This window comes from Pedobacter paludisoli, assembly GCF_052344095.1.
Classification (GTDB): Bacteria; Bacteroidota; Bacteroidia; order Sphingobacteriales; family Sphingobacteriaceae; genus Pedobacter.
This window is the reverse complement of the sequence record NZ_CP179926.1, coordinates 2,698,945-2,723,074: the sequence shown is the minus strand read 5'-3', so window position 1 is coordinate 2,723,074 and position 24,130 is coordinate 2,698,945. Positions and strand designations below refer to the sequence as shown.

General features: G+C 37.0%; 22 protein-coding genes. 20 read left to right on the top strand and 2 right to left on the bottom strand.

All coding sequences use genetic code 11. The features are described from left to right. Positions 1–245 precede the first annotated feature (245 nt). On the top strand, positions 246–1,073 hold the full coding sequence (locus tag ACJVDK_RS11120) for a hypothetical protein (protein ID WP_443936737.1): 828 nt from the start codon (positions 246–248) through the stop codon (positions 1,071–1,073). A 9-nt stretch (positions 1,074–1,082) separates the two neighbouring features. On the opposite strand, the gene ACJVDK_RS11115 is transcribed toward ACJVDK_RS11120, so the two are convergent. Further along, on the bottom strand, positions 1,083–1,955 hold the full coding sequence (locus tag ACJVDK_RS11115; RefSeq protein WP_443936736.1) for a transglutaminase-like domain-containing protein: 873 nt from the start codon (positions 1,953–1,955) through the stop codon (positions 1,083–1,085). Between the two features lie 45 nt (positions 1,956–2,000). Here ACJVDK_RS11115 and ACJVDK_RS11110 point away from each other — a divergent pair, with 45 nt between their 5' ends. The 3 genes from ACJVDK_RS11110 to ACJVDK_RS11100 all read left to right on the top strand — a co-directional run bounded on the left by ACJVDK_RS11110 (position 2,001) and on the right by ACJVDK_RS11100 (position 4,652). After that, positions 2,001–2,786, top strand: coding sequence for an O-methyltransferase (locus ACJVDK_RS11110; protein ID WP_443936735.1), 786 nt, complete (start codon positions 2,001–2,003; stop codon positions 2,784–2,786). A 66-nt stretch (positions 2,787–2,852) separates the two neighbouring features. Continuing rightward, a complete protein-coding gene (locus tag ACJVDK_RS11105) occupies positions 2,853–3,581 on the top strand; it encodes a DUF4369 domain-containing protein (protein ID WP_443936734.1) in 729 nt (242 codons plus the stop codon). 21 nt (positions 3,582–3,602) lie between these two features. Next, complete coding sequence (locus ACJVDK_RS11100) at positions 3,603–4,652, top strand: peptide-N-glycosidase F-related protein (RefSeq protein WP_443936733.1); 1,050 nt, start codon at positions 3,603–3,605, stop codon at positions 4,650–4,652. A 152-nt stretch (positions 4,653–4,804) separates the two neighbouring features. On the opposite strand, the gene ACJVDK_RS11095 is transcribed toward ACJVDK_RS11100, so the two are convergent. Beyond that, entirely contained in the window at positions 4,805–5,935 is a 1,131-nt protein-coding gene (locus tag ACJVDK_RS11095) for a polymerase (RefSeq protein WP_443936732.1), read from the bottom strand. Between the two features lie 371 nt (positions 5,936–6,306). Here ACJVDK_RS11095 and ACJVDK_RS11090 point away from each other — a divergent pair, with 371 nt between their 5' ends. The 16 genes from ACJVDK_RS11090 to ACJVDK_RS11015 all read left to right on the top strand — a co-directional run bounded on the left by ACJVDK_RS11090 (position 6,307) and on the right by ACJVDK_RS11015 (position 24,002). Further along, complete coding sequence (locus tag ACJVDK_RS11090; RefSeq protein ID WP_443936731.1) at positions 6,307–7,287, top strand: deoxyhypusine synthase family protein; 981 nt, start codon at positions 6,307–6,309, stop codon at positions 7,285–7,287. Between the two features lie 247 nt (positions 7,288–7,534). After that, a complete protein-coding gene (locus ACJVDK_RS11085; RefSeq protein WP_443936730.1) occupies positions 7,535–8,824 on the top strand; it encodes a cytochrome c3 family protein in 1,290 nt (429 codons plus the stop codon). Positions 8,825–8,873: 49 nt separating this feature from the next. After that, complete coding sequence (locus tag ACJVDK_RS11080) at positions 8,874–11,903, top strand: TAT-variant-translocated molybdopterin oxidoreductase (protein ID WP_443936729.1); 3,030 nt, start codon at positions 8,874–8,876, stop codon at positions 11,901–11,903. 26 nt (positions 11,904–11,929) lie between these two features. After that, a complete protein-coding gene (nrfD, locus tag ACJVDK_RS11075) occupies positions 11,930–13,408 on the top strand; it encodes an NrfD/PsrC family molybdoenzyme membrane anchor subunit (protein ID WP_443936728.1) in 1,479 nt (492 codons plus the stop codon). After that, positions 13,405–13,941, top strand: a complete 537-nt coding sequence (locus ACJVDK_RS11070; protein WP_443936727.1) for a DUF3341 domain-containing protein — start codon at positions 13,405–13,407, stop codon at positions 13,939–13,941. Before nrfD ends, ACJVDK_RS11070 begins: the two co-directional genes overlap by 4 nt. Next, positions 13,913–14,536, top strand: a complete 624-nt coding sequence (locus ACJVDK_RS11065) for a c-type cytochrome (protein ID WP_443936726.1) — start codon at positions 13,913–13,915, stop codon at positions 14,534–14,536. The genes ACJVDK_RS11070 and ACJVDK_RS11065 overlap by 29 nt, the downstream gene beginning before the upstream one ends. Positions 14,537–14,551: 15 nt before the next feature. Next, positions 14,552–15,772, top strand: coding sequence for a quinol:cytochrome C oxidoreductase (locus ACJVDK_RS11060; RefSeq protein ID WP_443936725.1), 1,221 nt, complete (start codon positions 14,552–14,554; stop codon positions 15,770–15,772). Between the two features lie 71 nt (positions 15,773–15,843). Beyond that, positions 15,844–17,070, top strand: coding sequence for a cytochrome c oxidase subunit II (locus ACJVDK_RS11055; protein WP_443936724.1), 1,227 nt, complete (start codon positions 15,844–15,846; stop codon positions 17,068–17,070). A 22-nt stretch (positions 17,071–17,092) separates the two neighbouring features. Further along, complete coding sequence (locus tag ACJVDK_RS11050; RefSeq protein ID WP_443936723.1) at positions 17,093–18,961, top strand: cytochrome c oxidase subunit I; 1,869 nt, start codon at positions 17,093–17,095, stop codon at positions 18,959–18,961. A gap of 85 nt (positions 18,962–19,046) precedes the next feature. Beyond that, a complete protein-coding gene (locus ACJVDK_RS11045; RefSeq protein ID WP_443936722.1) occupies positions 19,047–20,105 on the top strand; it encodes a COX15/CtaA family protein in 1,059 nt (352 codons plus the stop codon). 12 nt (positions 20,106–20,117) lie between these two features. Continuing rightward, a complete protein-coding gene (gene cyoE / locus ACJVDK_RS11040; RefSeq protein ID WP_443936721.1) occupies positions 20,118–21,026 on the top strand; it encodes a heme o synthase in 909 nt (302 codons plus the stop codon). Between the two features lie 16 nt (positions 21,027–21,042). Further along, on the top strand, positions 21,043–21,609 hold the full coding sequence (locus ACJVDK_RS11035; protein ID WP_443936720.1) for a cytochrome c oxidase subunit 3: 567 nt from the start codon (positions 21,043–21,045) through the stop codon (positions 21,607–21,609). Positions 21,610–21,640: 31 nt separating this feature from the next. Next, a complete protein-coding gene (locus ACJVDK_RS11030; protein ID WP_443936719.1) occupies positions 21,641–22,348 on the top strand; it encodes a cytochrome c oxidase subunit 3 in 708 nt (235 codons plus the stop codon). A gap of 24 nt (positions 22,349–22,372) precedes the next feature. After that, positions 22,373–22,717: a cytochrome C oxidase subunit IV family protein gene (locus ACJVDK_RS11025; protein WP_443936718.1), complete on the top strand. Its 345-nt coding sequence runs from the start codon at positions 22,373–22,375 to the stop codon at positions 22,715–22,717. Further along, positions 22,717–23,412 carry an SCO family protein gene (locus ACJVDK_RS11020; RefSeq protein ID WP_443936717.1) on the top strand — a complete coding sequence of 232 codons (696 nt, stop codon included), beginning with the start codon at positions 22,717–22,719 and terminating at the stop codon, positions 23,410–23,412. The genes ACJVDK_RS11025 and ACJVDK_RS11020 overlap by 1 nt, the downstream gene beginning before the upstream one ends. Before the next feature lie 50 nt (positions 23,413–23,462). Beyond that, positions 23,463–24,002, top strand: a complete 540-nt coding sequence (locus ACJVDK_RS11015; RefSeq protein ID WP_443936716.1) for a DUF420 domain-containing protein — start codon at positions 23,463–23,465, stop codon at positions 24,000–24,002. The last annotated feature ends 128 nt before the right edge of the window (positions 24,003–24,130 follow it).

Below are 24,130 nucleotides of genomic sequence, written 5' to 3'. Positions count from 1 at the left end.
GGCGAAGGCCGGATGCGACATCTTGAAAAGCACAGTTTTATAATCGTTGGTTGTCAGGGATTAGACTGTGCTTTTTTTTTGAAGATAATTTTTCTTACTTTGTAGGTAGTTCCTTTTCGTTTTATGAGATGCTTTTTTGAAAAATATCGTAAAAGATATGCTACAAAAATTGACGCGATCCTTTAAGAGATGCAGAAAATTTAATACTTTCGCAGCCTAAATTATAATCTCTCATCCCTCATTTAATGAATAAAACCATCAAATTTGTAATGGTAGCGGTTGCAATCCTAACGGGTATTGCAAGTTGCAAAAAGAAAATAGTCGAGGAAATTCCACAGGAACCCGTTTGTCAGTTAAGCTCGTTAAAGGCAACGGAAGATATACGGGGCTCTTACACCAATCAATTTACCTACGATAACAATGGCCGTGTGATTAAAACTTCTAACGGAACTGAGATTAATACCTATGTATACACCAATAATTTGGTTACCGTAACCAACAAGGCTGGGGATGTTTCCGAAATTGTTTTAAAAGATGGAAAAGCAACCTCCAGTAGAAGCTTTGGTGTGGCTACTAAAGATGGAATAGTTTTTAAGCAAACCAAGCAATATACCTACAATGAAAGTGGTTATTTAACGCTGATTCAGAAATATGTAAATGGCGATTTAAACGCTATAACACAGTTGTTTTACGTAGACGGTAATTTAAGTAAAACCATTACTACGTTTGAGTATACTGGTTTTATAGCTACCACAACCTACGCATATAAGAGCAGTTTGACCAAAAATACCTACGAAATAGCCGATCCACTTTCAGATTTGGTAGACTATTTCTCAGGAGGTTATTTTGGGCAAGTATCTAAAAATGTTTTAATCAAATCGAATACCGCTTTGGTAGATAATAATGCAAATGTTTTAAATACGGTGAATGTTACCTATGATTATCAATTAGATGATAAAGGAAACACCATTTCGGTATTATATCAACAAAATACGACCACCAATATTGCTTCTGGGCAGCCCAGTATTGATAATTATGTGGCCTATTACACCTTAAGCTATACCTGTAAATAGTGTATACGATTAATCTTTTTTAGGTTCGGCTATAATTTCTTGTAATTGCAAAAGCTCTGCTACTTTTTCGCTGGCTCCTGCGTTTTCATAGGCAGAAATTAAGTTGCGAATAATTCGACGGATAATATCGGTGTTGCTGCAAGGGCGATAATATTCGGGTTGGGCTTCTAAATTTAGCTGACGTAAAAACTGATCCACATCGTGCTTTCCAAAAATATTGCCACGGTTAAATGCATTGATGTAAAACAGCACACTGTAATCGGTGTTTTCTTGTTTGCTTTCATCAATATAACCTAAAATGAAATGTTGTGGCAAATTGATTCCATAAATGGGTAAATCCAATTTTTGAGCAAGCGTAGAATAAATAATGGCTAAGGAAATTTGATTACCTTTTTTACTCTCCAATACCTGACTTAAATACGAATTCTGTGGGTCGTGATGATTTTTGGTGTTTCCACCAAAACCATACTGCTGGTATAAAACATGATTAATTAATTTTACCTTTTCAACGGAACTCATTTCATATTGCAGGCCCAGCCAAATATCACGCTTAATATCTTCAATTTGATTAATGATTTTTTGTTCGTCTAAATCGGGATATTGATATCGATTAATGATGAGTGCGCCATGCAACAGATCAAATGCACCGCTCATGTACCAAAGATTTAAATTTTCTTTTACACTGTTAAATTGTATTTGATGTACAATGTTTTCGATACGTTCTTGCATTAAACCATCGAAAGATTGTTCCCAGGCATTTTCTAAATATTCAATTACTTCGCCCCCGTATTCCAGTAGTTTTTGTTCAACATGATGGAACACTTCTTGATCAGGATCGTCTAGTAATTTTACTAAAGCGCTTATCTCTGTGTTATTTTCCATAAAACTTACATTCGTTTGCTGCGTTTTAATACTTTTGCACTAAATATGATACTTTCATTTATTACTGATTATTTAAAACACCGTTTTACGGCTAACAGCCGACACGGGACTCATTCGCCTTTTGTCTACAGGTTAGCCGACGAGGTAATTTACGATTTTAGCGAGAAATCTGATTATAAAGCCATCGAAAAACAGCGAAAAAAACTTTATAATGACGATTCAATGGTTACTGTGACCGATTTAGGGGCTGGATCGCACCTGAATAAAAACCGAGAAAAAAAGGTAAGTCAGATCGCAAAGAACGCGTTAAAGTCACCAAAATTAGCGCAGCTGATTTACCGTTTAGCTAAGGATATCCACCCTCAAAACGTTATAGAATTAGGTACGTGCTTGGGGATAACCACGGCATACCTTTCAACGGCTTGTCCAGATGCGCAGCTAATTACTATTGAAGGATGCCCAGAAACGGCAAAAGTTGCGCAACAGAATTTTAACGATTTGAACCTGAAAAACATCGATCTAAAGGTGGGTAATTTTGATGCAATTTTGCCTGATGTGATTGCACAACAATCTAGTTTAGATTTTGTATACATCGACGGAAATCACCGTAAAGACGCAACCTTAGCATATTTTAAACAGTGTTTACCCAAGCTTACGGAGAAATCACTTTTAATTTTTGATGATATTTATTGGAGCGAAGGGATGAAGGAAGCATGGGAAGAAATTAAAAACCATCCCGATGTTACCGTAACAGTCGACTTGTTTTGGATTGGTCTGGTTTACTTTAGAAAAGGGCAGGCTAAAGAGCATTTTAAATTAAAAGGCTACTAATTTTTTTTTTGATGTATTGCCGAGTTGGCGTAAAGTTGAATATTTAGTAAAACGATTAACTAAATAATGAAGAGAATAAACTGTATTTTATTTAGCCTTCTTCCTGTTATGGGATTTGCGCAAGATGTAGCGGTAAAAGTGATTGGAAAAGTTAATTTTCCCATCTACGATCAAAGTAACCGACAAATTTATTTCTTGTATCAACAGCATGGTGTTTCAGTGATAGATAGTACCTTGATTAAAAATAACACGTTCAGTTTTTCTAAAAATTTGGATATACAGGTTAAAACGGAACTGCAATTTACAAAGCCTAATACGTCGCCTAATGCAGCCGCTGACCCCAATGTTTTAAACTTTTTTACCAGCAAAGGAACGGTTGAAGTTGCGGCGAGCGGGTATCTAGGTCGTGCTAAAGTTACAGGTTCGGCCATGCAAGATGAATACGTGGCTTTTAAGAAAACCTATCTAAAAATGGATACTACCTTGCGTTTATTGGGATGGAAAAAGAAAGGAACGAAGACAACGGATACAGCAAAAATGGCGGCTGTAGAAAAGCAAATTGATTCAGTACGAAATCAAAAAATGAATTCACTTTTGAATTTTTTAGCGAAAGACAATCAAAAACCATATGCTGCGGATGCTATTTTAATGTATTTAAGAACAAATGGCTCATCACTCGATTTAGCTAAAGCACAAATGCATTTTGATGCATTACCGCCGGCGCAAAAACAATCTACCGAAGGAAAGGAAATTGTAAAAGAAATAGCCGATTTGCGTCAAAAAACCAAAAAATAATCTTTAATGCTAAACACGAAAATGATTTCTAGAAAATATAGTTTACTCCTTTTTGCGGTTTTTGTAACAGCTTTTTCATACGCACAAAATAAAAAGGAACTGGTAATATCGGTTTTTAACCATGTTGATTTTTATGATGGCTATGCAAAGCCGGTAAGTTTTCCCGTACCAACGGGATTGGAGCGATTAAGCAATACCAAATACATGCACAAATTAAGCGATGCGGAACGAAGTATGGTGGGAGCTAGCTTGAAAGTTAAGTTAACGGTTACTGCTGGATGCGATAATTACGATAGAATTGGCCGCGTTACTTTATATAAAACACCGAAGGGAAAATCGTATGACGATGCCGCAACCGAACAATTTGAGTTGATGCGAATTATGACACCCTTTACGTACAAAAGCCGACAGCCAGATAACATCCCGTATGTGGCAGAAGTGGATCATTTAGCCGGTTTATTCAATGATTTATCGAGTGATATTTGGATGATGACGGAGGTTTTTGGCACAACAGGCGCCGGACAAAAGGAAGTAATTGGCTGTAATGGTTCTATTTTAACCTTTACAATTTCTGTCGATTTAATATCGGAGAAAAGTAAAAGCAAAAAGAAAGTTGATTATTTTCCTTTGCTGAGCTATTTTTCAATAAATGGAAAAGATACTACCGATGGCTACAATGCAAAGCAAGTAGATTTTACCCTGAAGCACGATACAGAATCAGCGGTGTTGTATGTAATTTCATCGGGGCATGGTGCAGGAGAAAACGGAGAGGAATACAATTGGCGTGAGCACGTGGTTTACCTAGATGGAAATGAATACACACGTATAGAAATGAGTCAAATGTGTGCCCCTTACGAGATTTACAATACCCAGCCGAATGGCATATATTTTGGTAATATAGCGAAGGAACGCCGCAGTTGGTGTCCAGGAGCGCCGGTTCCATTGCGGAAGATTAATTTAGGGCCCTTAAAGGCCGGAAAACACATTTTAAAAATTAGCATTCCCGATGCAGTACTTTTGAAAACCAAAAGCAATTATGCCGTTTCGGCTTATGTGCTAGCGAATTATTAATGGGTAAAGTAGGGAATTGGTTGAAGAGGTTAATTAGTTGACTTGGTCTTGCTACTTTAACCTTTAAGCTTTAGTCTTTGAGCTTTAACCTTTAACCCTCAACCTTCAACCTTTGAGCTTTAGTCTTTAACCTTTAACCTCAAAACTTCTGACTAAAAAGCTTCGGCAAAGCTGATATAAAAACCACTCTGACGTTTTTCATTAGGAAGTTTTTCGCCAACACCGTAATCAAAGCGGATACTTAAACCTTTTGCCGGATCGAAGAAATAGCGAAAGCCTGCGCCATAGTTGGGTTTAAATTGATTGAATTCGAAATCACTTATGCCCCAAACAGTACCAGTTCCGATAAAGGCTACCGCACCGAAGCGATTGTTATAGCGGTAACGCAGTTCGGCCTGTGCAGCAAATAAATTCTCATCGCGGTAACGGCCAGTGTAATATCCTCTCATAAGGGCATCGTTACCCAATTGGGGCAACACATAAAAAGGAGTATTATTGCTTTGTACCGTGTGATATAAACCTTGTGCGCCTAATACGAATTTTCTTGACAGTTTCCAGAAGTTGCGAATATCCAATTTTATTTGACTCCCTGAAAAATTGTTGCCTCCAAAAAAGTCGGGGGCATATTGGTAGGTAATGCGGCCAAAAAATCCGGTGGTTGGGTAATTGTTTGAATTTCTGGTATCATAACTTTGAGAAACTCCGGTGTAAATCACATTTCCACCTTCTTTACCTTTGATGCTTTGGTCTGTACTGAAAATGCCGCCAATTTCTTTATCTTCATAGCTGTAATTTTCGTAGCCTAAAGATACACCTGTATAGGCTTTTTTGATAAATGCTTTCTCCAAGTCGAAGGCAAGTTTCACTTGTTGCAGCACCAATTTGTCTTCGTTGGCTTGTTGTGTATTGTTTCCTAAGCCATAAAAGTTAAAAGGGGTGTTTTTAAAACGAATTTCGCCTAAGGCATGGTAAGTATTGCCCTTGCTCCAGGCATCGCCACGTAGCGATAAGTTATAAGTTTTTTTTGTTGAGTAGGAAGCGGTTCCATAGAAGTTAGAGCTTCTGTTGGTTGTATCTTTTCTATCGGCATAAACGGAATACAAAACGCCCACGCCAAGTTCTAACCCTGTTTCTTGTGCAAAGCCAAATACCGGTATAGGCATTAAACTGGGTTTACGGGTGGTATCTTTTTCGTTGGATAGCATGCGCTTGATTAATTTCATTTGCGCCATTCCTGGTAGGGTTAGGGTTAATAGAAGTAAGGATATACTCGCTCTTTTCATGCTGCAAAGAAAAGAATTTTGTACGAAAGCGTATATTTTATTGGTTTTTTGTCTTTGCCATTCGCTTTTTATGACGCTGATGTTGGTTTTGCGGTTAAAAAGAACACTGTCTGATGTTTAATAACCCTGATTGCAGCGAGCATGAGCGTTTAGCGAGTAAAGCGAAAAGCAGGACTATGGTTGCCACACGCAGGGATGGTGCGTTTCTGTTTTTTTGATATTTATCTATTTATTATGCTTGAATAGTATTCGTATTCCTCGGTTTCTTTCGGATTTAATGCTTAAACACTAAGAAAGGCAAGCAATTAAGCTGTTTAAACTACGAAGTTTGCTAAAAAACCGTTACTTTTGCGAAAATTTAACAAAACAAAATGAGCACTACACGAGGACCTATATCTCAGTTTATGGAGCGTAATTACCTCCATTTTAATGCTGCGGCTATGATGGATGCAGCTAAAGGATACGAAACACATTTGGATGAAGGTGGAAAAATGATGATAACCCTTGCCGGTGCGATGAGTACTGCAGAGTTGGGAATCTCGCTTGCAGAAATGATTCGTCAGGACAAAGTGGCGATTATTTCGTGTACGGGTGCAAACTTGGAAGAAGATATCATGAATTTGGTAGCGCATTCACATTATAAGCGTGTTCCGAATTACCGCGACTTAAGTCCTCAAGATGAATGGGATTTATTGGAAAATCACTACAACCGTGTTACCGATACGTGTATTCCTGAAGAAGAGGCTTTTCGCCGTTTACAAAAGCATATTCATAAAATTTGGAAAGATGCAGATGATGCTGGAGAGCGTTATTTTCCGCATGAATTTATGTATAAAATGCTTTTGAGTGGTGTTTTAGAGCAATACTATGAGATTGATCCTAAAAACTCGTGGATGTTGGCAGCTGCTGAAAAGAATTTACCTATTGTGGTTCCGGGTTGGGAAGATTCTACCATGGGAAATATTTTTGCATCGTATGTAATTAAAAACGAGTTTAAAGCTACTACCATGAAAAGTGGTATTGAGTATATGGGCTGGTTGGCTGATTGGTATGTGAAAAATAGTGAAGGAAAAGGAATTGGCTTTTTCCAAATTGGCGGTGGTATTGCTGGCGATTTCCCGATTTGCGTGGTGCCAATGTTGTACCAAGATATGGAAATGGAAAATATTCCGTTTTGGAGCTATTTCTGTCAAATTTCTGATTCTACAACATCGTATGGTTCTTATTCTGGAGCGGTTCCGAATGAAAAAATTACTTGGGGTAAATTAGACATACACACGCCTAAATTTATTGTAGAAAGTGATGCTACTATTGTGGCTCCTTTAATGTTTGCTTGGATATTAAAACAATAACGCCAAAATGTTACATTTTGTTTTGTAGCCAAAGTTGAGGTTGCAAAGGATAAAAATGTAAAAAACATTGCTTTACAGTCCAAAACAGGCATTTGTTTAGAATGATTATAAATTGTATTTCCGGTCATTATTATGTCATCGGATTTATTAATAAGTTATACTTTTGTTCAAGTTTTGGTGGGGGTATTGTAGCCTATTCATCAATTTTAAACAAAAAAATAAATTAAATAAGTATAAAGTGTTCATTATGAGAGATATCTCGATGATTTTAAAAAGCGTTTGGAAGTCGTTATTCCTATTTTCAGCTATTTCCGTGATAGCGGTTTCTACCGTAAATGCGCAAGATGCTAAAGAGGGAAGAGCGCTTTTCAAAGCAAAATGTTCAAGTTGCCATGCATTAGATCATAAAATGACGGGTCCTGCCTTAACGGGTGTGAGTGATCGTCATTCTGAAGCATTCCTATTGAAGTGGATCCCGAATAACGCAGCCATGATAGCTGCAGGAGATCCTGAAGCGGTTAAATTATTTAACGAAAACGGTAAAGTAGCGATGACTACTTTCCCTGAGTTAGATGAAGCCAAAGTAAAAAGTATTTTAGCATACATTAAAGAAGGCGATCCTAAACCAGCAGGTGGTGCGGCAGCAGTAGCTAAAGAAGAAACTACTTCGGGTTTATCAATTGCAGGTATTGTTGCAATTGTTGCCATTGCGATTGCTGTTTTAGTAGTGTTAGGCCGTGCTAGTAAAATTCTAGAGCGTTTAATTCTTCAAAAACAAGGTATCGAGGTTGAAGAGGAAGTTCCGTTGAAAGCAGGAATTCGCAACATGTTCAAAAACAAGAAATTTGTGATGTTCTTTGTTTTGTGCTTAATTATCTGTTTAGGGTCATTCGGCTGGATGAGCATGTGGGAAACCGGTGTTCACCAGGGATATCAACCTGTACAGCCAATTAAATTCTCGCACGAATTACACGCGGGTACCAACCAAATTGATTGTCAATATTGCCACTCGGGCGCATTTAAATCTAAAAATGCTTCTATTCCATCGTTAAACGTTTGTATGAACTGTCACAAGGCAGTACAAGCAAGAGATAACCATGATGGTCAGATTTCGCCTGAGATCATGAAAATTTATTCAGCTTTGGGATACGATCCAGAAACACAAACATACGACAAGAGCAAAGAGAAGCCGATGGAGTGGGTACGTGTTCACAACTTGCCAGATTTTGCTTACTTCAATCACTCGCAACACGTAGTGGTTGCAGAAGATGCAATTCGTAAAGCAAAAGGATTACAACCAAATGAACCTGTGTGTTTTGCTTGTCACGGTCCGGTTAATACTATGGAAGAGATTTATCAATACTCTCCGTTAACCATGAAATGGTGTATTAACTGCCACAAGGAAACCGATATTTCTGGTCAGAAAAACAATGCTTTCTACGCTAAGGTTATCGAAGCGCATGAGAAAATTAAAAACGGCGAGAAAATCACACCAGCATTATTGGGTGGTTTAGAGTGTGGTAAATGCCACTATTAATAGATTAGAGTTTAGTAAGAACATTCGAATAAACAGTAATATAGCTTAAATGGAAAGCAACAAAAAATACTGGAAAGGCTTAGAGGAGTATAACAATACACCCGATTTTGTTGAAAATAACAAAAACGAATTCGCCGAGCCACTTCCAATAGAAGATGTTTTAAATGAAGCAGGGTTAAGTACCGTAACTCCTCGCCGCGACTTTTTAAAGGCGTTAGGTTTTGGATTAGGTGCGGTTACATTAGCCGCTTGTCAAAGCACACCGTTAAAAAAATCAATTCCATATTTGGTGAAACCTGAAGAGGTAACGCCAGGTATTCCAAACTATTATACATCGAGCTTTAGAGGTCAAAGTATTTTAGTAAAAACCAGAGAAGGTAGACCAATTAAAATTGAACCAAATCCGAATGCAGGATTATTCAATTGTGGTACTGATGCTACAGCACAGGCTTCGGTTTTGGATTTATACGATGTGTCGAAACTTAAAGCACCTGCTCTTGTATCAAATCAGGAAGCAAAGGAAACTACTTGGGCTGAGGTTGATAAATTTGTAAAAGGTGGTTTAGAAAAAGCACAAGGTTCTGGAAAGAAAATCCGCATTGTTGCTTCTACGGTAAACAGTCCATCAACGAATGCTGTAATTGCTAATTTTGTTGCAAAGTATCCAGCAACAAAATTAGTTCAATACGATGCTGTTTCATACACAGGGATTATTCAAGCAAACCAAAACAGTTTCGGTAAGGCCGTTTTACCAAAATATAAATTTGATAAAGCAGACTTAATTGTAAGTTTTGGAGCCGATTTTTTAGGTACTTGGATTAGCGGAGAGGAGTTTACTTCTCAATATACCTCTAACCGTGACTATAAATCGTTAGAAAATAAAAAAATGAGTCGCCACATTCAATTTGAAAGTGGTATGAGCATTACCGGTACAAACGCTGATACGCGTGTGCCAATCAAATTATCGGAAGAAGGACCAGCTTTAATTGCTTTATACAATGCAATTACAGGTGCTTCTTTAGCTGGTGGTAAATTAGGTGATAATACAACTGCTGATAAGGTAATCAAATTAGTAGCAAAAGAATTACTTCAATTAAAAGGCAAAGCCCTTGTTGTTTGTGGTTCAAATGATGTATCTACACAAATTTTAGTAAATGCTATTAACGCTGCAATTGGCAGTTATGGTACTACGATCGATTTAGATAATCCTTGTAAATTATATGCCGGTAACGACGCTGAATTTACAGAGTTTATTGCTGAGATGAACCGTAATGAAGTTGGTGCTGTATTTTTCTTAAACAGCAACCCTGCGTACGATTATTTTGATAACAAGAAATTTACGGAGGCTTTAGCTAAAGTACCTACGAAAGTATCTTTTGCTGATCGTGCAGATGAAACAGCTGTTCTTTGTGATGCTGTTGCTATTAACCATAACTATTTAGAGTCGTGGGGTGATGCAAATGCGTACGAAGGATATTATTCAATTGTACAACCAACCATTAATCCTGTGTTCAATAGCCGTCAGGCAGAAGTAAGTTTGTTAACTTGGGCTGATGCTCCAGTTAAAGATTACTACGAGTTTGTACGCGCACTTTGGACTTCTAACATGCCTGGATTAAACTGGGAAGATGTTTTAGATAAAGGTGTAGTAAGTGTTGCTGCTAAACCAGCAGGCGCTTATTCATTCAACTTAGCATTAGACGCGGTTGCTGCATCTGTAATGAAAACAAGTAATGCACTTGGTAAAGATATTCAATTACAGGTTTACGAAAGTATTCCAATGCGTGATGGTAAAAATGCAAACAATGCATTCTTACAAGAATTACCAGATCCGGTTTCGAAAGTAACATGGGATAACTATGTTGCCCTTGCACCTAAGTTTGCTGAGAAATTAAAAGTGAAAGAATTTGATGTGGTTGCTGTGAAAGCTAGCAACGGTTATTCAGTTGAATTGCCGGTGTTAATTCAACCAGGACAAGCACAAAATACAGCTTCAATCGCTTTAGGATATGGACGTACCAAAGTTGGTAAATGTGGTGATAACGTAGGTAAAAATGCATTCCCTTTCATTTCATTTGTAAATGGAACCATGCAATATGCATCTACAGTAACCATTACACCAACTGGTGGTTATTATGAGTTAGCACAAACACAAACGCACCACTCTTTTGAGGGACGTAATGTGATTCGTGAGGCTACTTTTAAAGAATACTTAAAAAATCCTGCTGCAGGTTCTGGTAAAGGCGAAGGCGAACACAAGAACTATGACATGTGGGAAGATTATGAGAAACCAGGTAACAACTGGGTAATGGCAATTGATTTAAATGCTTGTACCGGTTGTGGATCATGTGTGGTTGCTTGTAACGTAGAAAATAACATTCCTGTAGTAGGTAGAGATGAGGTTCGTCGTCGTCGTGAGATGCACTGGATTCGTATCGATCGTTATTATAGCTATGATGATAATGGTAAAGAGGTAACACGTGAGAAAGAAATAGCAAATTTAGCAGACTTAGATCACGTATCAGTAGTTCACCAACCAATGCTATGTCAACACTGTGATCACGCACCTTGCGAAACAGTTTGTCCGGTATTGGCAACTGTACACTCATCAGATGGTTTAAACCAAATGGCATACAACCGTTGTGTAGGTACGCGTTACTGTGCAAACAACTGTCCGTATAAAGTACGTCGTTTCAACTGGTTTAACTATTGGAATGATTCACGTTTCGATAACTATTTAAATAACGAGTTTACTCAATTAGTGCTAAATCCAGATGTAACTACCCGTTCTCGTGGTGTTATGGAGAAATGCTCGATGTGTGTTCAACGTATTCAAGCTGGTAAATTACACGCTAAAATGGAGAAACGTTCATTAAAAGATGGCGATATTAAAATGGCTTGTCAAGAAGCTTGTTCAGCAAATGCAATTGTATTTGGTGATGCAAATGATCCAAACTCTGAAGTTTCAAAAGCATTGCGTTCTGAGCGTATCTACTACGTATTGGAAGAAATCAATGTGAAACCGGGTATCGGATATATGACAAAAATTAGAAATACAGATACAACAGTACAAGCGTAAGCTTTAGTATAAAGAAAATACACATTATGTCAGGACATAACGAATCAATACTAAGAGAACCATTAATTACCGGCAAGAATATCACGTATGCAAAAATTACGGATGATATTTTGATGCCAGTAGAAAATAAGCCAAATAAAGCTTGGTGGACAGGGTTCATTTTTGCAGCTTTGGGTGCATTACTTTGGGTTGTAGCAGTAAGTTACACCTTCTGGAATGGTATCGGAGCATGGGGTTTAAATAAAACAGTAGGATGGGCTTGGGATATCACCGGTTTCGTGTGGTGGGTAGGTATCGGTCACGCAGGAACACTTATTTCTGCAGTACTATTACTTTTCCGTCAGAACTGGCGTAACTCAATTAACCGTTCGGCAGAGGCGATGACCATTTTCGCCGTAATTTGTGCAGCAACGTATGTTGTATCACACATGGGCCGTCCTTGGTTAGCTTATTGGGTATTACCATTACCAAATCAATTCGGATCACTTTGGGTAAACTTTAACTCTCCATTAGTTTGGGACATGTTTGCCATCTCAACGTACTTCTCGGTATCATTATTATTTTGGTACACAGGTTTATTACCTGATATTGCGACCATTCGTGATAGAGCAGTAGGTACACGTAGAAAAATTTATTCAATCTTCTCATTCGGATGGAATGGTAGCGTTAAAACATGGCAACGTTTCGAAGCGGTGTCGTTAATTTTAGCGGGTATCTCTACACCATTGGTACTTTCGGTACACACCATTGTATCATTTGACTTTGCAACGTCGGTAATTCCGGGATGGCACACCACCATTTTCCCTCCATACTTCGTTGCTGGTGCGATTTTCTCAGGATTTGCGATGGTGTTAACCTTATTATTGGTTGCACGTAAAGTATTAGGTCTTGAGAACTACATCACGATGTTCCACATCGAATCGATGAACAAAATTATCATCTTAACAGGATCAATTGTAGGGGTAGCTTATTTAACAGAGTTCTTCATTGCATGGTATTCAGGTTCAGAGTATGAGGCGTATGCGTTCATTAACCGTTCAACTGGTCCTTACTGGTGGGCATATTGGATGATGATGACGTGTAACGTAATCTCTCCACAGTTACTATGGTTCAAAAAGATTCGTTTAAGCATTCGTGCTACTTGGATTTTATCAATCGTGGTAAACATTGGTATGTGGTTCGAGCGTTTCGTAATTATCGTTACTTCATTACACCGCGATTATATTCCATCAAGTTGGGCAATGTTTTATCCAACATGGGTTGATATCAGTGTATTCGTGGGTTCAATTGGTTTATTCTTTACCTTGTTCTTATTATTCTTAAGAGTTCTTCCTTCAATTGCAATTGCAGAGGTGAAAATCATTCTTAAATCAGCTTCAGAGCAAGCAAAAATGAAAATCATTGAAGAAGGTCATGAGAATAAAGAATATGTACAAGAGTACATTGAGTCTTTAGAGAAATTTGATAGTGTTAAACAAGAAGATTACGCAAAAATAAAACAATGAGTGATATCAAATATATTTTAGGCAGCTTTGGTGACCCTGAAGAATTGATGCACGGCATCGAAAAGCTTCAGGAAAATAACATCAGTATTTATGATGTATATACCCCAATGCCTATACACGGAATAGAAGCTAAATTAGGTGTAAAAAGATCGAGAATTGATATCGCAGCATTTTGCTTTGGTATTACAGGTACTTGTGCTGCATTCTCATTAATTTACTATTGTGCAGTATTAGACTGGAAAGTTAACATCGGTGGTAAACCATCATTTGCATTGCCGGATTTTATTCCGATAATGTTCGAGTTAACAGTATTATTTTGTGCTTTTGGTATGGTGTTAACCTACTATGCTTCTACACATTTATTTCCAGGAAGAGCGCCAAGAGTGATGGATCTTCGTGCCACGGACGATCGTTTTGTAATCGCAGTAGATGCTAAGGAAAATGCTGAGCATACTGTAATTGATAGTTTATTAAAAGATGCTGGTGCTTTAGAAGTTAAGCACAATGAAAGGAAGTACATTAGCTATGAATAAGAATAAATTTGTTTATATGGCATTGCTAGCTATTGCTTCAGTAGCTATGTTATCGGCATGTAGAGATAAACGCAGTACAGGTTTAGAGTATGCAAGAAATATGTACGATCCTCTTGCTCCAAATCCTGATCAACCACTTTCTACAACAAACGAGTTGTTAAAAAGTTTCAATGGTCATACTGCACAAGTACCACCGGCACATACAAAGCCAGTAGGTTTTAAAGAGTACGATGAGTATCCAAATACAAAAGAGGGATATGAAGCTGCTGGTGTGAGTTTAATTAATCCACTTCCGGTTGATACAACTAACTTAGTAGAAGGTAAACATTTATTTACCGTTTTCTGTAGCCCTTGTCATGGTGATAAAGGTGATGGTCAAGGTCACTTAGTGAAAATTGATAAATTTAACGGTGTTCCATCTTATTTCTCTGGTAGTTCATCAAGAGGTGGTAACATGGCTGATCTTTCAGCAGGTAAAATTTATCACACAATTACATACGGTGTAAATAACATGGGCTCGCATGCTTCACAAATCACACCAACAGATCGTTGGAAAGTGGTGATGTATGTTCAACAATTACAAAAAGGACAATAAGTAAACAGAAAATAAATGGGAACTCACAATATTAATTTTAGTGAACAATTTGAGTTTACAGGTAAAGTAAAAACATTAAGCATCGTTGGTATTGCATTAGGTGTATTAGCAATTGCTTATGGTTTTTTAGCTGGTGATAAAATTATGCACGAGCGTACTTTCGCTAACCTGTTGCTTATGGGATATTACTTTGCATGCGTATGTATGTCAGGTTGCTTTTTCCTAGCTGTTCAATATGTAGCACAAGCAGGATGGTCTGCTTCAATTTTACGTGTACCACAAGCAATGGCAAAAACTTTGCCTATTGCCGCAGTAATACTTATTGTAATTATTTCTGCTGGTTTATACACACATAATTTGTATCACCACTGGCATGCTGATGGATTAACAGATCCGAACAGCCCTAATTACGATGCCTTAATCGCTGGTAAATCAGTATTTTTAAATGTACCTTTCTTCTTAGGACGTCAGGTAGTATTTTTAGGTGTATACAGTATTTTCGCAACGCTATTTGTTAAATATTCTTATAACGAGGATTTAGCAGGTGGATTAGAATCTTACAGAAAGAGCTTTAAAAATGCATGTATCTTCTTAGTTATCTACGGATTTACGACGCCAATTTTTGCATTTGATACGGTGATGTCATTAGAGGCTCACTGGTTCTCAACCATGTTTGGTTGGTATAACTTTGCAGCTATGTGGGTAAGTAGTTTAGCAACAATTGCCATTATCATTATCTTATTAAGAAAAGCGGGATATATGCAATGGGTTAACAATAGCCACTTACATAATTTAGGTCAGTTTATTTTTGGTTTCTCAATTTTCTGGACGTATGTATGGTTTGCTCAGTTTTTATTAATTTGGTATGCAAACATGCCAGAAGAAACAGTTTATTTCTATAATCGTTTTGAGTACTATAAGTTCTGGTTTTTCTTAAACCTTGCAATGAACTTCTTAGCACCTGTATTATTATTAATGGACAGAGATAACAAGAGAACTGGAAACAGATTGTTATTTGTTTCAATCATTGTATTGTTAGGTCACTGGGTAGATTATTATCAAATGATTATGCCTGGTACTGTTGCAGAACATAATGGTTTTGGTATAATTGAAATTGGTACTGCAGTTGGTTTCGTAGGATTGTTTACTTTTACCGTTTTAAGCGCGTTAAGTAAAAAACCTTTAATTGCTAAAAACCATCCGTTTTTACAAGAAAGTTTGCATCATCAACTTTAATTGATGATTAAGATAGAAGCAAATATTTAATTATTATTATAATAGAAGTACGGCGTACTACTTTTAAGAAAATGAGTTTAAGAAAGTTTATCACGAATAAAACGACCGCAGCTTTAGCAGTATTACTTACTGTTTTTGCAAACACAAGCGCATTTGCACAAGATGCAGCGGCAGCAGCGGCACCTAAGGTTGATATGGGCGAGGTTTATAAATCAGTACTATTTTATGTACTGGCTTTCCTTGCTGTATGTTTATTTATAGCCATTGTGGGTAGAGCCATACGGGTTTATGAATTAAGCCGTGAAGCACAAGGAAAACCTGCCGGAATTAACTGGAACCGTGTACATGCAAGTTTATTTGCATTGTTTTTGGTTGTTGGTTTATACGGTGTATATTGGGAATATACAGTACACGGAGAAATGTTGTTGCCAGCAGCAGCATCTGAGCACGGTGAGAAAATAGATAGAATGTTTAACTTAACGTTAATCATCACAACAATTGTGTTTGTGGTAACACATATCTTATTATTCGGGTTTTCTTATATCTACAGATATTCTCCTAAAAGAAAAGCTAGTTACTATCCACACAATAACTTAATTGAAATTATCTGGACACTTGTTCCAGCTTTAGTTTTAATTGTTTTAGTAACAATGGGTTTCTTAACATGGACATCAATTTTCTTTAAAGATGAAGACCCTAATCACAAGCCACTTCAAATTGAAGTTGTTTCTGAGCAATTTAAATGGTCTATCCGTTACCCAGGAGCTGATGGTGTAGTTGGTAAAAGAAATTATAAGTTAACAACGGCTAGCAATGCTTTGGGTATTGACTTCGCAGATCTTCAATCAAGAGATGATTTAATGGCTGATGAAATGGTAGTGCCTGTGGGTAAGCCTGTAAAACTTTTATTAGGAAGTAAAGATGTTATTCACAGTTTTTACATGCCACATTTCCGTGTTCAGTTGAACACTGTACCAGGTATGCAAACGGTGTTTGAATTTACGCCAACTAAAACTACTGCTCAAATGCAACAGGAGTTAAACGATCCAACTTTTAAATTCCTTTTCTTCTGTGCTAAAATTTGTGGTTCAGGTCACTATAACATGCAAAAAGATGTACGTGTTGTAACTGAGAAAGAATACCAAGAATGGTTAGCAGAACAGAAAACGTATTTAAATGACGATTTAAGAAAAACATTTAATTTGCCAGTAGCACCCGCTCCAGTTAAAGCGGTAGCAGATTCAGCAGCTGTAGATTCAGCCACTGTAACAACTAACAAAATGGCTTTAAATAAATAATAATACTGAGAGCGAAAGAATTATGTCAACAATAGCATTACACGACGAACACAATCACGATCACGCTGATCATGGACACCATAAGGAGACCTTCTTATCGAAGTACATTTTCAGTATGGATCATAAAATGATTGCAAAACAATTCCTAGTTACAGGAGTTATTATGGCAGTTATTGCCATGGTTTTATCAATTTTATTCCGTATTCAATTAGCATGGCCAGACAAAAGTTTCCCTTTCTTAGAAACCTTTTTAGGTCATTGGGCTGAAGGCGGTCGTATCAAACCTGACTTTTACCTAGCCTTGGTAACCATTCACGGTACCATCATGGTATTCTTTGTACTTACTGCGGGTTTAAGTGGTACATTTAGTAACTTATTAATTCCTTTACAGATTGGTGCACGCGATATGGCTTCACCATTCTTGAACATGTTGTCATACTGGTTCTTCTTTTTGGCTTGTGTGATCATGATGTCTTCATTCTTTATTCAAACAGGACCAGCTTCTGGTGGTTGGACGATATATCCTCCGCTATCAGCTGTTCAAACGGCTATGCCGGGTTCAGGTTTAGGTATGACTTTATGGTTAGTAAGTATGGTACTATTTGTAGCTTCTTCATTAATGGGAGGTATCAACTATGTAAGTACTGTATTAAACATGCGTACAAAAGGAATGGATTTATGGAAGATGCCTTTAACAACTTGGGCGTTTTTCTTAACTGCTATTTTAGGTGTTTTATCATTCCCAGTATTAGTAGCAGGGGTTGTATTATTGGTCTTTGACCGTAGTTTTGGTACAAGTTTCTACTTATCAGATATTGTGATGGGTACAACTATTTTACCAAATGAAGGTGGTTCTCCAATTTTATGGCAACACTTATTCTGGTTCTTAGGTCACCCTGAGGTATATATTGTAATTATGCCTGCATTGGGTATCTCATCTGAGATTATCTCTGTAAACTCACGTAAACCAATTTTCGGTTATCATGCGATGGTTTTCTCATTAGTAGGAATTACAGTTCTTTCGTTTATCGTTTGGGGTCACCATATGTTTGTAACGGGTATGAATCCTTTATTGGGTGGCGTATTCATGATTACAACCTTGATTATCGCTGTACCTTCTGCAGTAAAAACATTTAACTACTTAGCAACTTTATGGAGAGGTAACATTCGTTTTACTCCAGCTATGTTGTTTGCTATTGGTTTGGTTTCTTTCTTTATCTCAGGTGGTTTAACCGGTTTATTCTTAGGTAACGCTTCATTGGATATTAATTTACACGATACGTACTTTGTAGTAGCTCACTTTCACTTGGTAATGGGTTCTGCAGCTATCTTCGGTATGCTTGCAGGTGTGTATCACTGGTATCCAAAAATGTTCGGTAGAATGATGAATCCTAAATTAGGATATTTACACTTCTGGTTAACATTCATTGCAGCATATTTAGTATTCTTCCCACTTCACTTCTTAGGTTTAGATGGAGTTCCACGTCGTTATTATGCTTTCACTGAATTTGAATTCATGAAGAAATGGTTAACAGTAAACGTATTTGTAACCTGGGCGGCAATTATGGCGGCTTTAGCACAAGTAGCATTCTTGTTTAACTTCTTCTACTCAATGTTTAGAGGTAAAGTAGCGCCACAAAATCCTTGGGATTCAAATACTTTAGAATGGACTACACCAGTAGAGCATATTCATGGTAACTGGCCAGGAGAAATCCCTACAGTATACAGATGGCCATATGACTACAGTAAACCTGGTCATGACGAAGACTTTATCCCTCAAACAGTTCCTTTCTCGGAAACAATGAGTTCGAACTTGCCACACGATTTCGAAGGAAATGCAGAAGCAGAGAAAATTCAAGAAGAGTGGGATAAAGCAAATCCTAAAAACTAATAAAAGCGTTTAAGCTTTAACAATAAAGAAGGGGTATCTGATTAAGTTTCTGCTTATCCGATACCCCTTTAATCGTAAAGGAAAAATGATCAGCAGATCGGAAAAACGGTTCATTAAGATCAATTTCATAACCATAATTGTAACATTATTGGTTGTGCTTGCTGGAGGTATTGTACGCAGTACGGGTTCAGGTATGGGATGTCCCGATTGGCCAAAGTGCTTTGATCGGTATATTCCACCGACAGATGTTTCTCAATTACCTGCAAATTATAAAGAGAAATATGTGGCAGGTAGGCTGAAAAAGAATGAACGTTTTGCACGCTACCTCGAGCAAATGGGTAAGGTAGCATTAGCGGATAGTATCCGTCATGATAAGAATATTACTATCCCAGAGGAGTTTAATCCTGCTAAAACATGGACCGAGTACCTCAATCGTTTAGCAGGTGTATTGGCGGGCTTTTTTTTACTGTTAACGGCTATTTATTCGTTCACATATAGAAAAACGGCTACTCGAATTGTTGTTTTGAGTCTGCTGAACATAGTTGTTGTGGGGTATCAAGCTTGGTTAGGTTCAATAGTGGTTTCAACCAATTTAACACAATGGGTTGTTACTCTTCACATGTTGCTAGCCTTGGTTATTTTGGCCATTTCTATTTATACCTACAATTACGCTAGGGAGCTGCATAAACAGCCATCGGTAATTATGTATCGTATTTTATGGTTAAAAGGCTTCTTGTTTTTTACGGTTGGTTTAAGTGTGGTTCAAACGATATTGGGTACAGAAGTTAGAGAAGCAATAGATGTTATTGCCAAATCGTTTGCTTACAGTAATAAAGCTAATTGGATTGGAAAGGTGAGTGAGGTTTTTACCTTACACCGCGATATCGCAATATTGGTAGTTGTAGCCAACGGCATTGTTTATAAAATGGTTACCGACAGGTTTAGTGGAAAAGCTTTACCGTTGCTAACCGCAAAAATGATTTTAATTACACTCTTAATACAATTGGCAAGTGGTATGGCTTTAGCATATATTGCTTTTCCTCCGGTAGCGCAAGCATTGCATATTTTGTTTTCTACGCTGCTATTTAGTTTACAATTTTATTTGTATTTGTTGGTTTACCGTACAACTACATATAAGCAATAATATTTAAGAAAGTTGAAACAAATTATTTCAGATTTTTCTAAACTAGTAAAATTTAGGCTGTCGTTTACGGTTGTTTTTTCTGCTTCCATTTCATTTTTGATTGGGCAAAAAATGCAAATCGGTAGAAATCACATCCAATCTATTGACTGGGGTAACTGGTTGATATTAATAGCTGGTGGTTTTTTGGTTACTGCTGCTGCAAATTGCTTTAATGAAATTATTGAAAAGGATCTGGATAAGTTAATGTCTAGAACCAAAGACCGTCCCATGCCTGCTGGGCGTATGACTACCGGGCAAGGGCTAATTTTAGGCGTTTTCATGGCCTTTATGGGTACTTGGTTGTTAGGGAAATTAAATTTGGAAACAGGGCTTCTATCGGTTTTTTCGATATTGTTGTATGCATTTGCATATACGCCTTTAAAACGTAAATCGCCAATAGCTGTTTTTGTTGGAGCAATACCGGGAGCTTTACCACCCCTTATTGGTTATTTAGCAGCTTTTGGAAATTTAAAGTCCGATTTGTTTTTAGCACTTGATTACAAAATTGCTATCGTATTGTTTTTAATTCAATTTGTATGGCAGTTTCCGCACTTTTGGGCAATTGCTTGGGTGTTGGACGAAGACTATAAGAAAGCCGGGTTTAGACTATTACCAACCAAGAAAAAGGATAAAGTTTCTGCTTTGTTTACTTTTTTGAGTACGCTGATATTAATCCCTGTTAGTTTATTGCCTACCATGTACGGTTTCGGTGGATACTATGTGGGTGCTTTATCGCTTATTGCCGGTTTAGTATTTGCTTGGTTGGCCTTTAAATTATTAATAAACAGAGAACTCGTTGACGCTAAGCGAGTGATGTTTTGTTCTTTTTTTTATATCCCTTTGGTTCAATTGGGATTATTGTTGAATTTTGTAGCGAATTAATTATATGATTTTATCAATGGAGAATACTCAGGATATATTTGACCCCAAACCCCGTAAGTTTATTGTATGGTTGTTTGTGGTTTCATCTACCATTATGTTCGGTGGTTTTACCAGTTATTACCTGATTTTTGCCGCCTCTAAAGGAAAAGGGCACGGTTTAGTGTTGCCGGATGCCTTTATTTACAGCTCAATTATTATTTTATTGAGTAGTGCAGCTTTAGTTTTAGCATCTAGGGCTTTAAAGAAATCAAATATCAGCTTGCAGCGTAACATGCTTTGGATTACAGTACTATTGGCATTGGCCTTTGGTGTATTGCAATTTAATGCTTGGGGCAGTATGATTAAAACTGGAGCATATTTGGTCGGAAATAACGCCGCAATCTCATTTATTTATGTGGTTTCAGGTTTGCACTTGTTACACATTATTGTAGGGGTTTGCCTAATTATAAGTTGTTTAATAGGGAGTTACAGAAAAATAACCCCAGTGAAAATAACTTATAGAATGGAAATCGCTTCTATTTTTTGGCATTTTATAGATATATTATGGATATATCTGTATGTTTTTTTACTTTTGAACCGTTAAATTTGTTAACAAACTATTATACTATTTCCAAATGAATGCAGTATCACAATTAGATCAAGTTAAAACCGGACCATGGAATGGTGGTCGTTCACCGTGGTCGGTAGAATATGGTAAATTAATGATGTGGTTTTTCCTATTATCAGATGCGTTTACCTTTTCATCTCTATTGATCTATTACGGCGCTCAGCGTTTTTCTAAAGTTACCTGGCCAGATCCAGATAAAGTTTTTCAATCAATTCCAGGTATTACTGATTCAGGAGCTCCTTTGGTGTTCGTGGGTATCATGACCTTTATTTTGATTATGAGTTCTGTAACCATGGTATTGGCTGTAGAAGCCGGTCACCGTCGTTCTAAGAAAGAAGTAATTGGATGGATGGTAGCTACCATTATTGGTGGTTTCATGTTCTTAGGCTGTCAAGCAATTGAGTGGACACATTTACACCATGAAGGTTTCTGGTGGGGTCAAATTCCTAGTGCGGAAGAATTGAAGCACTTCTTTGACGGTCCCGTTTCATTGGTGTCTGCACAACAGTTTGCAAACTTATTCTTTACCATTACTGGTTTTCACGGTTTCCACGTATTTAGTGGTGTGGTAATTAATATCATTATTTTGATAATGACCATCAACGGTACGTTCGAGAAGAGAGGTCATTATTTAATGATTGAAAAAGTTGGTTTGTACTGGCACTTTGTAGATTTAGTATGGGTGTTTGTATTTACATTCTTCTATTTGGTTTAATTTATCATTTATAAAAATATTATTATGTCAGCACATAACACAGAATCGCACGAAGAACACGCAGGTTTATCTAAAGGGAAAATCTGGCAAGTATTTGGCATCTTATTGGCCATTACTGTAATTGAGTTCATCATTGCATTGGTTCTTATTCCAAACGGTACGTTATCTCAAAGTATAGGTAATTATTTATACATAGGGTTAACTTTGTTAAAAGCGTTTTATATTGTTGCATACTTTATGCACTTAAAATATGAGAAGTTAGGTTTACAAATTTCGTTAACAGTAACATTCATATTTATTATTTACTTTTTAGTATTAATGTTAATTGAAGGCGGGTTTTTATTTCACCACATGCCTTCTAAATTTTAATGAAGAAAAGTCCAATAAAAAAGGTATTAATCCTGGTAAGCATTTTAGCTGTACCGGGATTTTTATTTTTCTACATATTGCCTCAGTTCGCTAAGAACCGATATAAACGCTTGCCAATTTTCGGAGAAAAAGTGGTTGCCAGTACGTTTCATAGTGTAAAAGGCAAGAAAATTCCGGATACCATATACCACACCGTACCAAATTTTTCATTAGTGAATCAAACAGGAGATTCGATTAGTTGGAATAATTTGAAAGGAAAAATTGTGGTAGTTAGCTTGTTTTATCAAGCATCACCGGTGAATGCTGTAAATAAAAATTTAAGCGCCTTGGTTGATGAATATGCAAAAAACAAGCTCATTCAGTTTTTAAGTATTTCGGTAGATCCTTCAGATGAAGGGAAATTGAATAACATAGCTTCCAGTTTACATGCAAATGCTGCTAAATGGAATTTGCTAAGTGGCGATTCAAGCAGAACCTATCCTTTAATTAGGGAGGGATTAACGCTGGATGTTTTGGCAGATGAATCAAAAGGTAAAACCACGTTTGTTTATAGCAACCAAATGGTGCTACTCGATAATCAACACCGGATTAGGGGATTTTACGAAGCCACTAATGCAGATTCTATGGCGAAGCTAAGCGATGAAATAAAAGTCCTTATCGCAGAAGATTTAAGAGATATTAAAGACGGACGATAAATAACAATATAATATACAGGCTTTGTTTAAGCCTCTTATCATTCATAAAAATGAGTTTAGCAGAAGAGAAAAAATACAGTAAATGGATAATTGTATTATCAGTAGCAATTCCAGTTGTTGTAGCGCTATTATTTGGCGTTAATTTGAAAAAATTGGGCTACGATGTACAACCATTATCTTTTCTTCCGCCAATATATGCTACTATAAACGGATTAACAGCGGTTGTGCTAGTTTTAGCTGTTTGGGCCATTAAAAGCGGAAAACAACAACTTCATGAGCGATTGATGAAATTCGCAATTGCCTTATCGGTTGCTTTTTTAGCCATGTATGTGGCCTATCACATGACTTCAGATTCAACTAAATACGGCGGCGAAGGAGTTATTCGCTACGTTTACTACTTCATACTAATCACCCATATTATTCTATCGGTAATTATTATACCGTTTGTTTTATTTACTTATGTACGCGCATTGGCAAAAAACTTTGATAGACATCGAAAATTAGCCAAAATTACCTTTCCATTGTGGTTATACGTAGCTGTAACAGGCGTTATCGTATACTTGATGATTTCTCCGTACTATCATTACTAGAAAAAAAATACTAAAAACATGCATTAATTGTATATATTTAGATGTTGATTTTGGTGTAACTTCCTTTAGCCTGAATATAGCTATCGCTTAATTATCGGGTTAAACTTGGGGCTTAGAAATTATTTTAA

Coding starts and splice junctions, on each gene's coding strand:
- ACJVDK_RS11050 (WP_443936723.1), top strand. CDS start 17,093: ATGTCAACAATAGCATTACACGACGAACACAATCACGATCACGCTGAT.
- ACJVDK_RS11070 (WP_443936727.1), top strand. CDS start 13,405: ATGAGTGATATCAAATATATTTTAGGCAGCTTTGGTGACCCTGAAGAA.
- ACJVDK_RS11080 (WP_443936729.1), top strand. CDS start 8,874: ATGGAAAGCAACAAAAAATACTGGAAAGGCTTAGAGGAGTATAACAAT.
- ACJVDK_RS11020 (WP_443936717.1), top strand. CDS start 22,717: ATGAAGAAAAGTCCAATAAAAAAGGTATTAATCCTGGTAAGCATTTTA.
- ACJVDK_RS11035 (WP_443936720.1), top strand. CDS start 21,043: ATGGAGAATACTCAGGATATATTTGACCCCAAACCCCGTAAGTTTATT.
- ACJVDK_RS11025 (WP_443936718.1), top strand. CDS start 22,373: ATGTCAGCACATAACACAGAATCGCACGAAGAACACGCAGGTTTATCT.
- ACJVDK_RS11100 (WP_443936733.1), top strand. CDS start 3,603: ATGATTTCTAGAAAATATAGTTTACTCCTTTTTGCGGTTTTTGTAACA.
- ACJVDK_RS11045 (WP_443936722.1), top strand. CDS start 19,047: ATGATCAGCAGATCGGAAAAACGGTTCATTAAGATCAATTTCATAACC.
- ACJVDK_RS11065 (WP_443936726.1), top strand. CDS start 13,913: ATGAAAGGAAGTACATTAGCTATGAATAAGAATAAATTTGTTTATATG.
- ACJVDK_RS11110 (WP_443936735.1), top strand. CDS start 2,001: ATGATACTTTCATTTATTACTGATTATTTAAAACACCGTTTTACGGCT.
- ACJVDK_RS11085 (WP_443936730.1), top strand. CDS start 7,535: ATGAGAGATATCTCGATGATTTTAAAAAGCGTTTGGAAGTCGTTATTC.
- ACJVDK_RS11090 (WP_443936731.1), top strand. CDS start 6,307: ATGAGCACTACACGAGGACCTATATCTCAGTTTATGGAGCGTAATTAC.
- ACJVDK_RS11095 (WP_443936732.1), bottom strand. CDS start 5,935: ATGAAAAGAGCGAGTATATCCTTACTTCTATTAACCCTAACCCTACCA.
- ACJVDK_RS11115 (WP_443936736.1), bottom strand. CDS start 1,955: ATGGAAAATAACACAGAGATAAGCGCTTTAGTAAAATTACTAGACGAT.
- ACJVDK_RS11105 (WP_443936734.1), top strand. CDS start 2,853: ATGAAGAGAATAAACTGTATTTTATTTAGCCTTCTTCCTGTTATGGGA.
- ACJVDK_RS11120 (WP_443936737.1), top strand. CDS start 246: ATGAATAAAACCATCAAATTTGTAATGGTAGCGGTTGCAATCCTAACG.
- ACJVDK_RS11030 (WP_443936719.1), top strand. CDS start 21,641: ATGAATGCAGTATCACAATTAGATCAAGTTAAAACCGGACCATGGAAT.
- nrfD (WP_443936728.1), top strand. CDS start 11,930: ATGTCAGGACATAACGAATCAATACTAAGAGAACCATTAATTACCGGC.
- ACJVDK_RS11015 (WP_443936716.1), top strand. CDS start 23,463: ATGAGTTTAGCAGAAGAGAAAAAATACAGTAAATGGATAATTGTATTA.
- ACJVDK_RS11055 (WP_443936724.1), top strand. CDS start 15,844: ATGAGTTTAAGAAAGTTTATCACGAATAAAACGACCGCAGCTTTAGCA.
- ACJVDK_RS11060 (WP_443936725.1), top strand. CDS start 14,552: ATGGGAACTCACAATATTAATTTTAGTGAACAATTTGAGTTTACAGGT.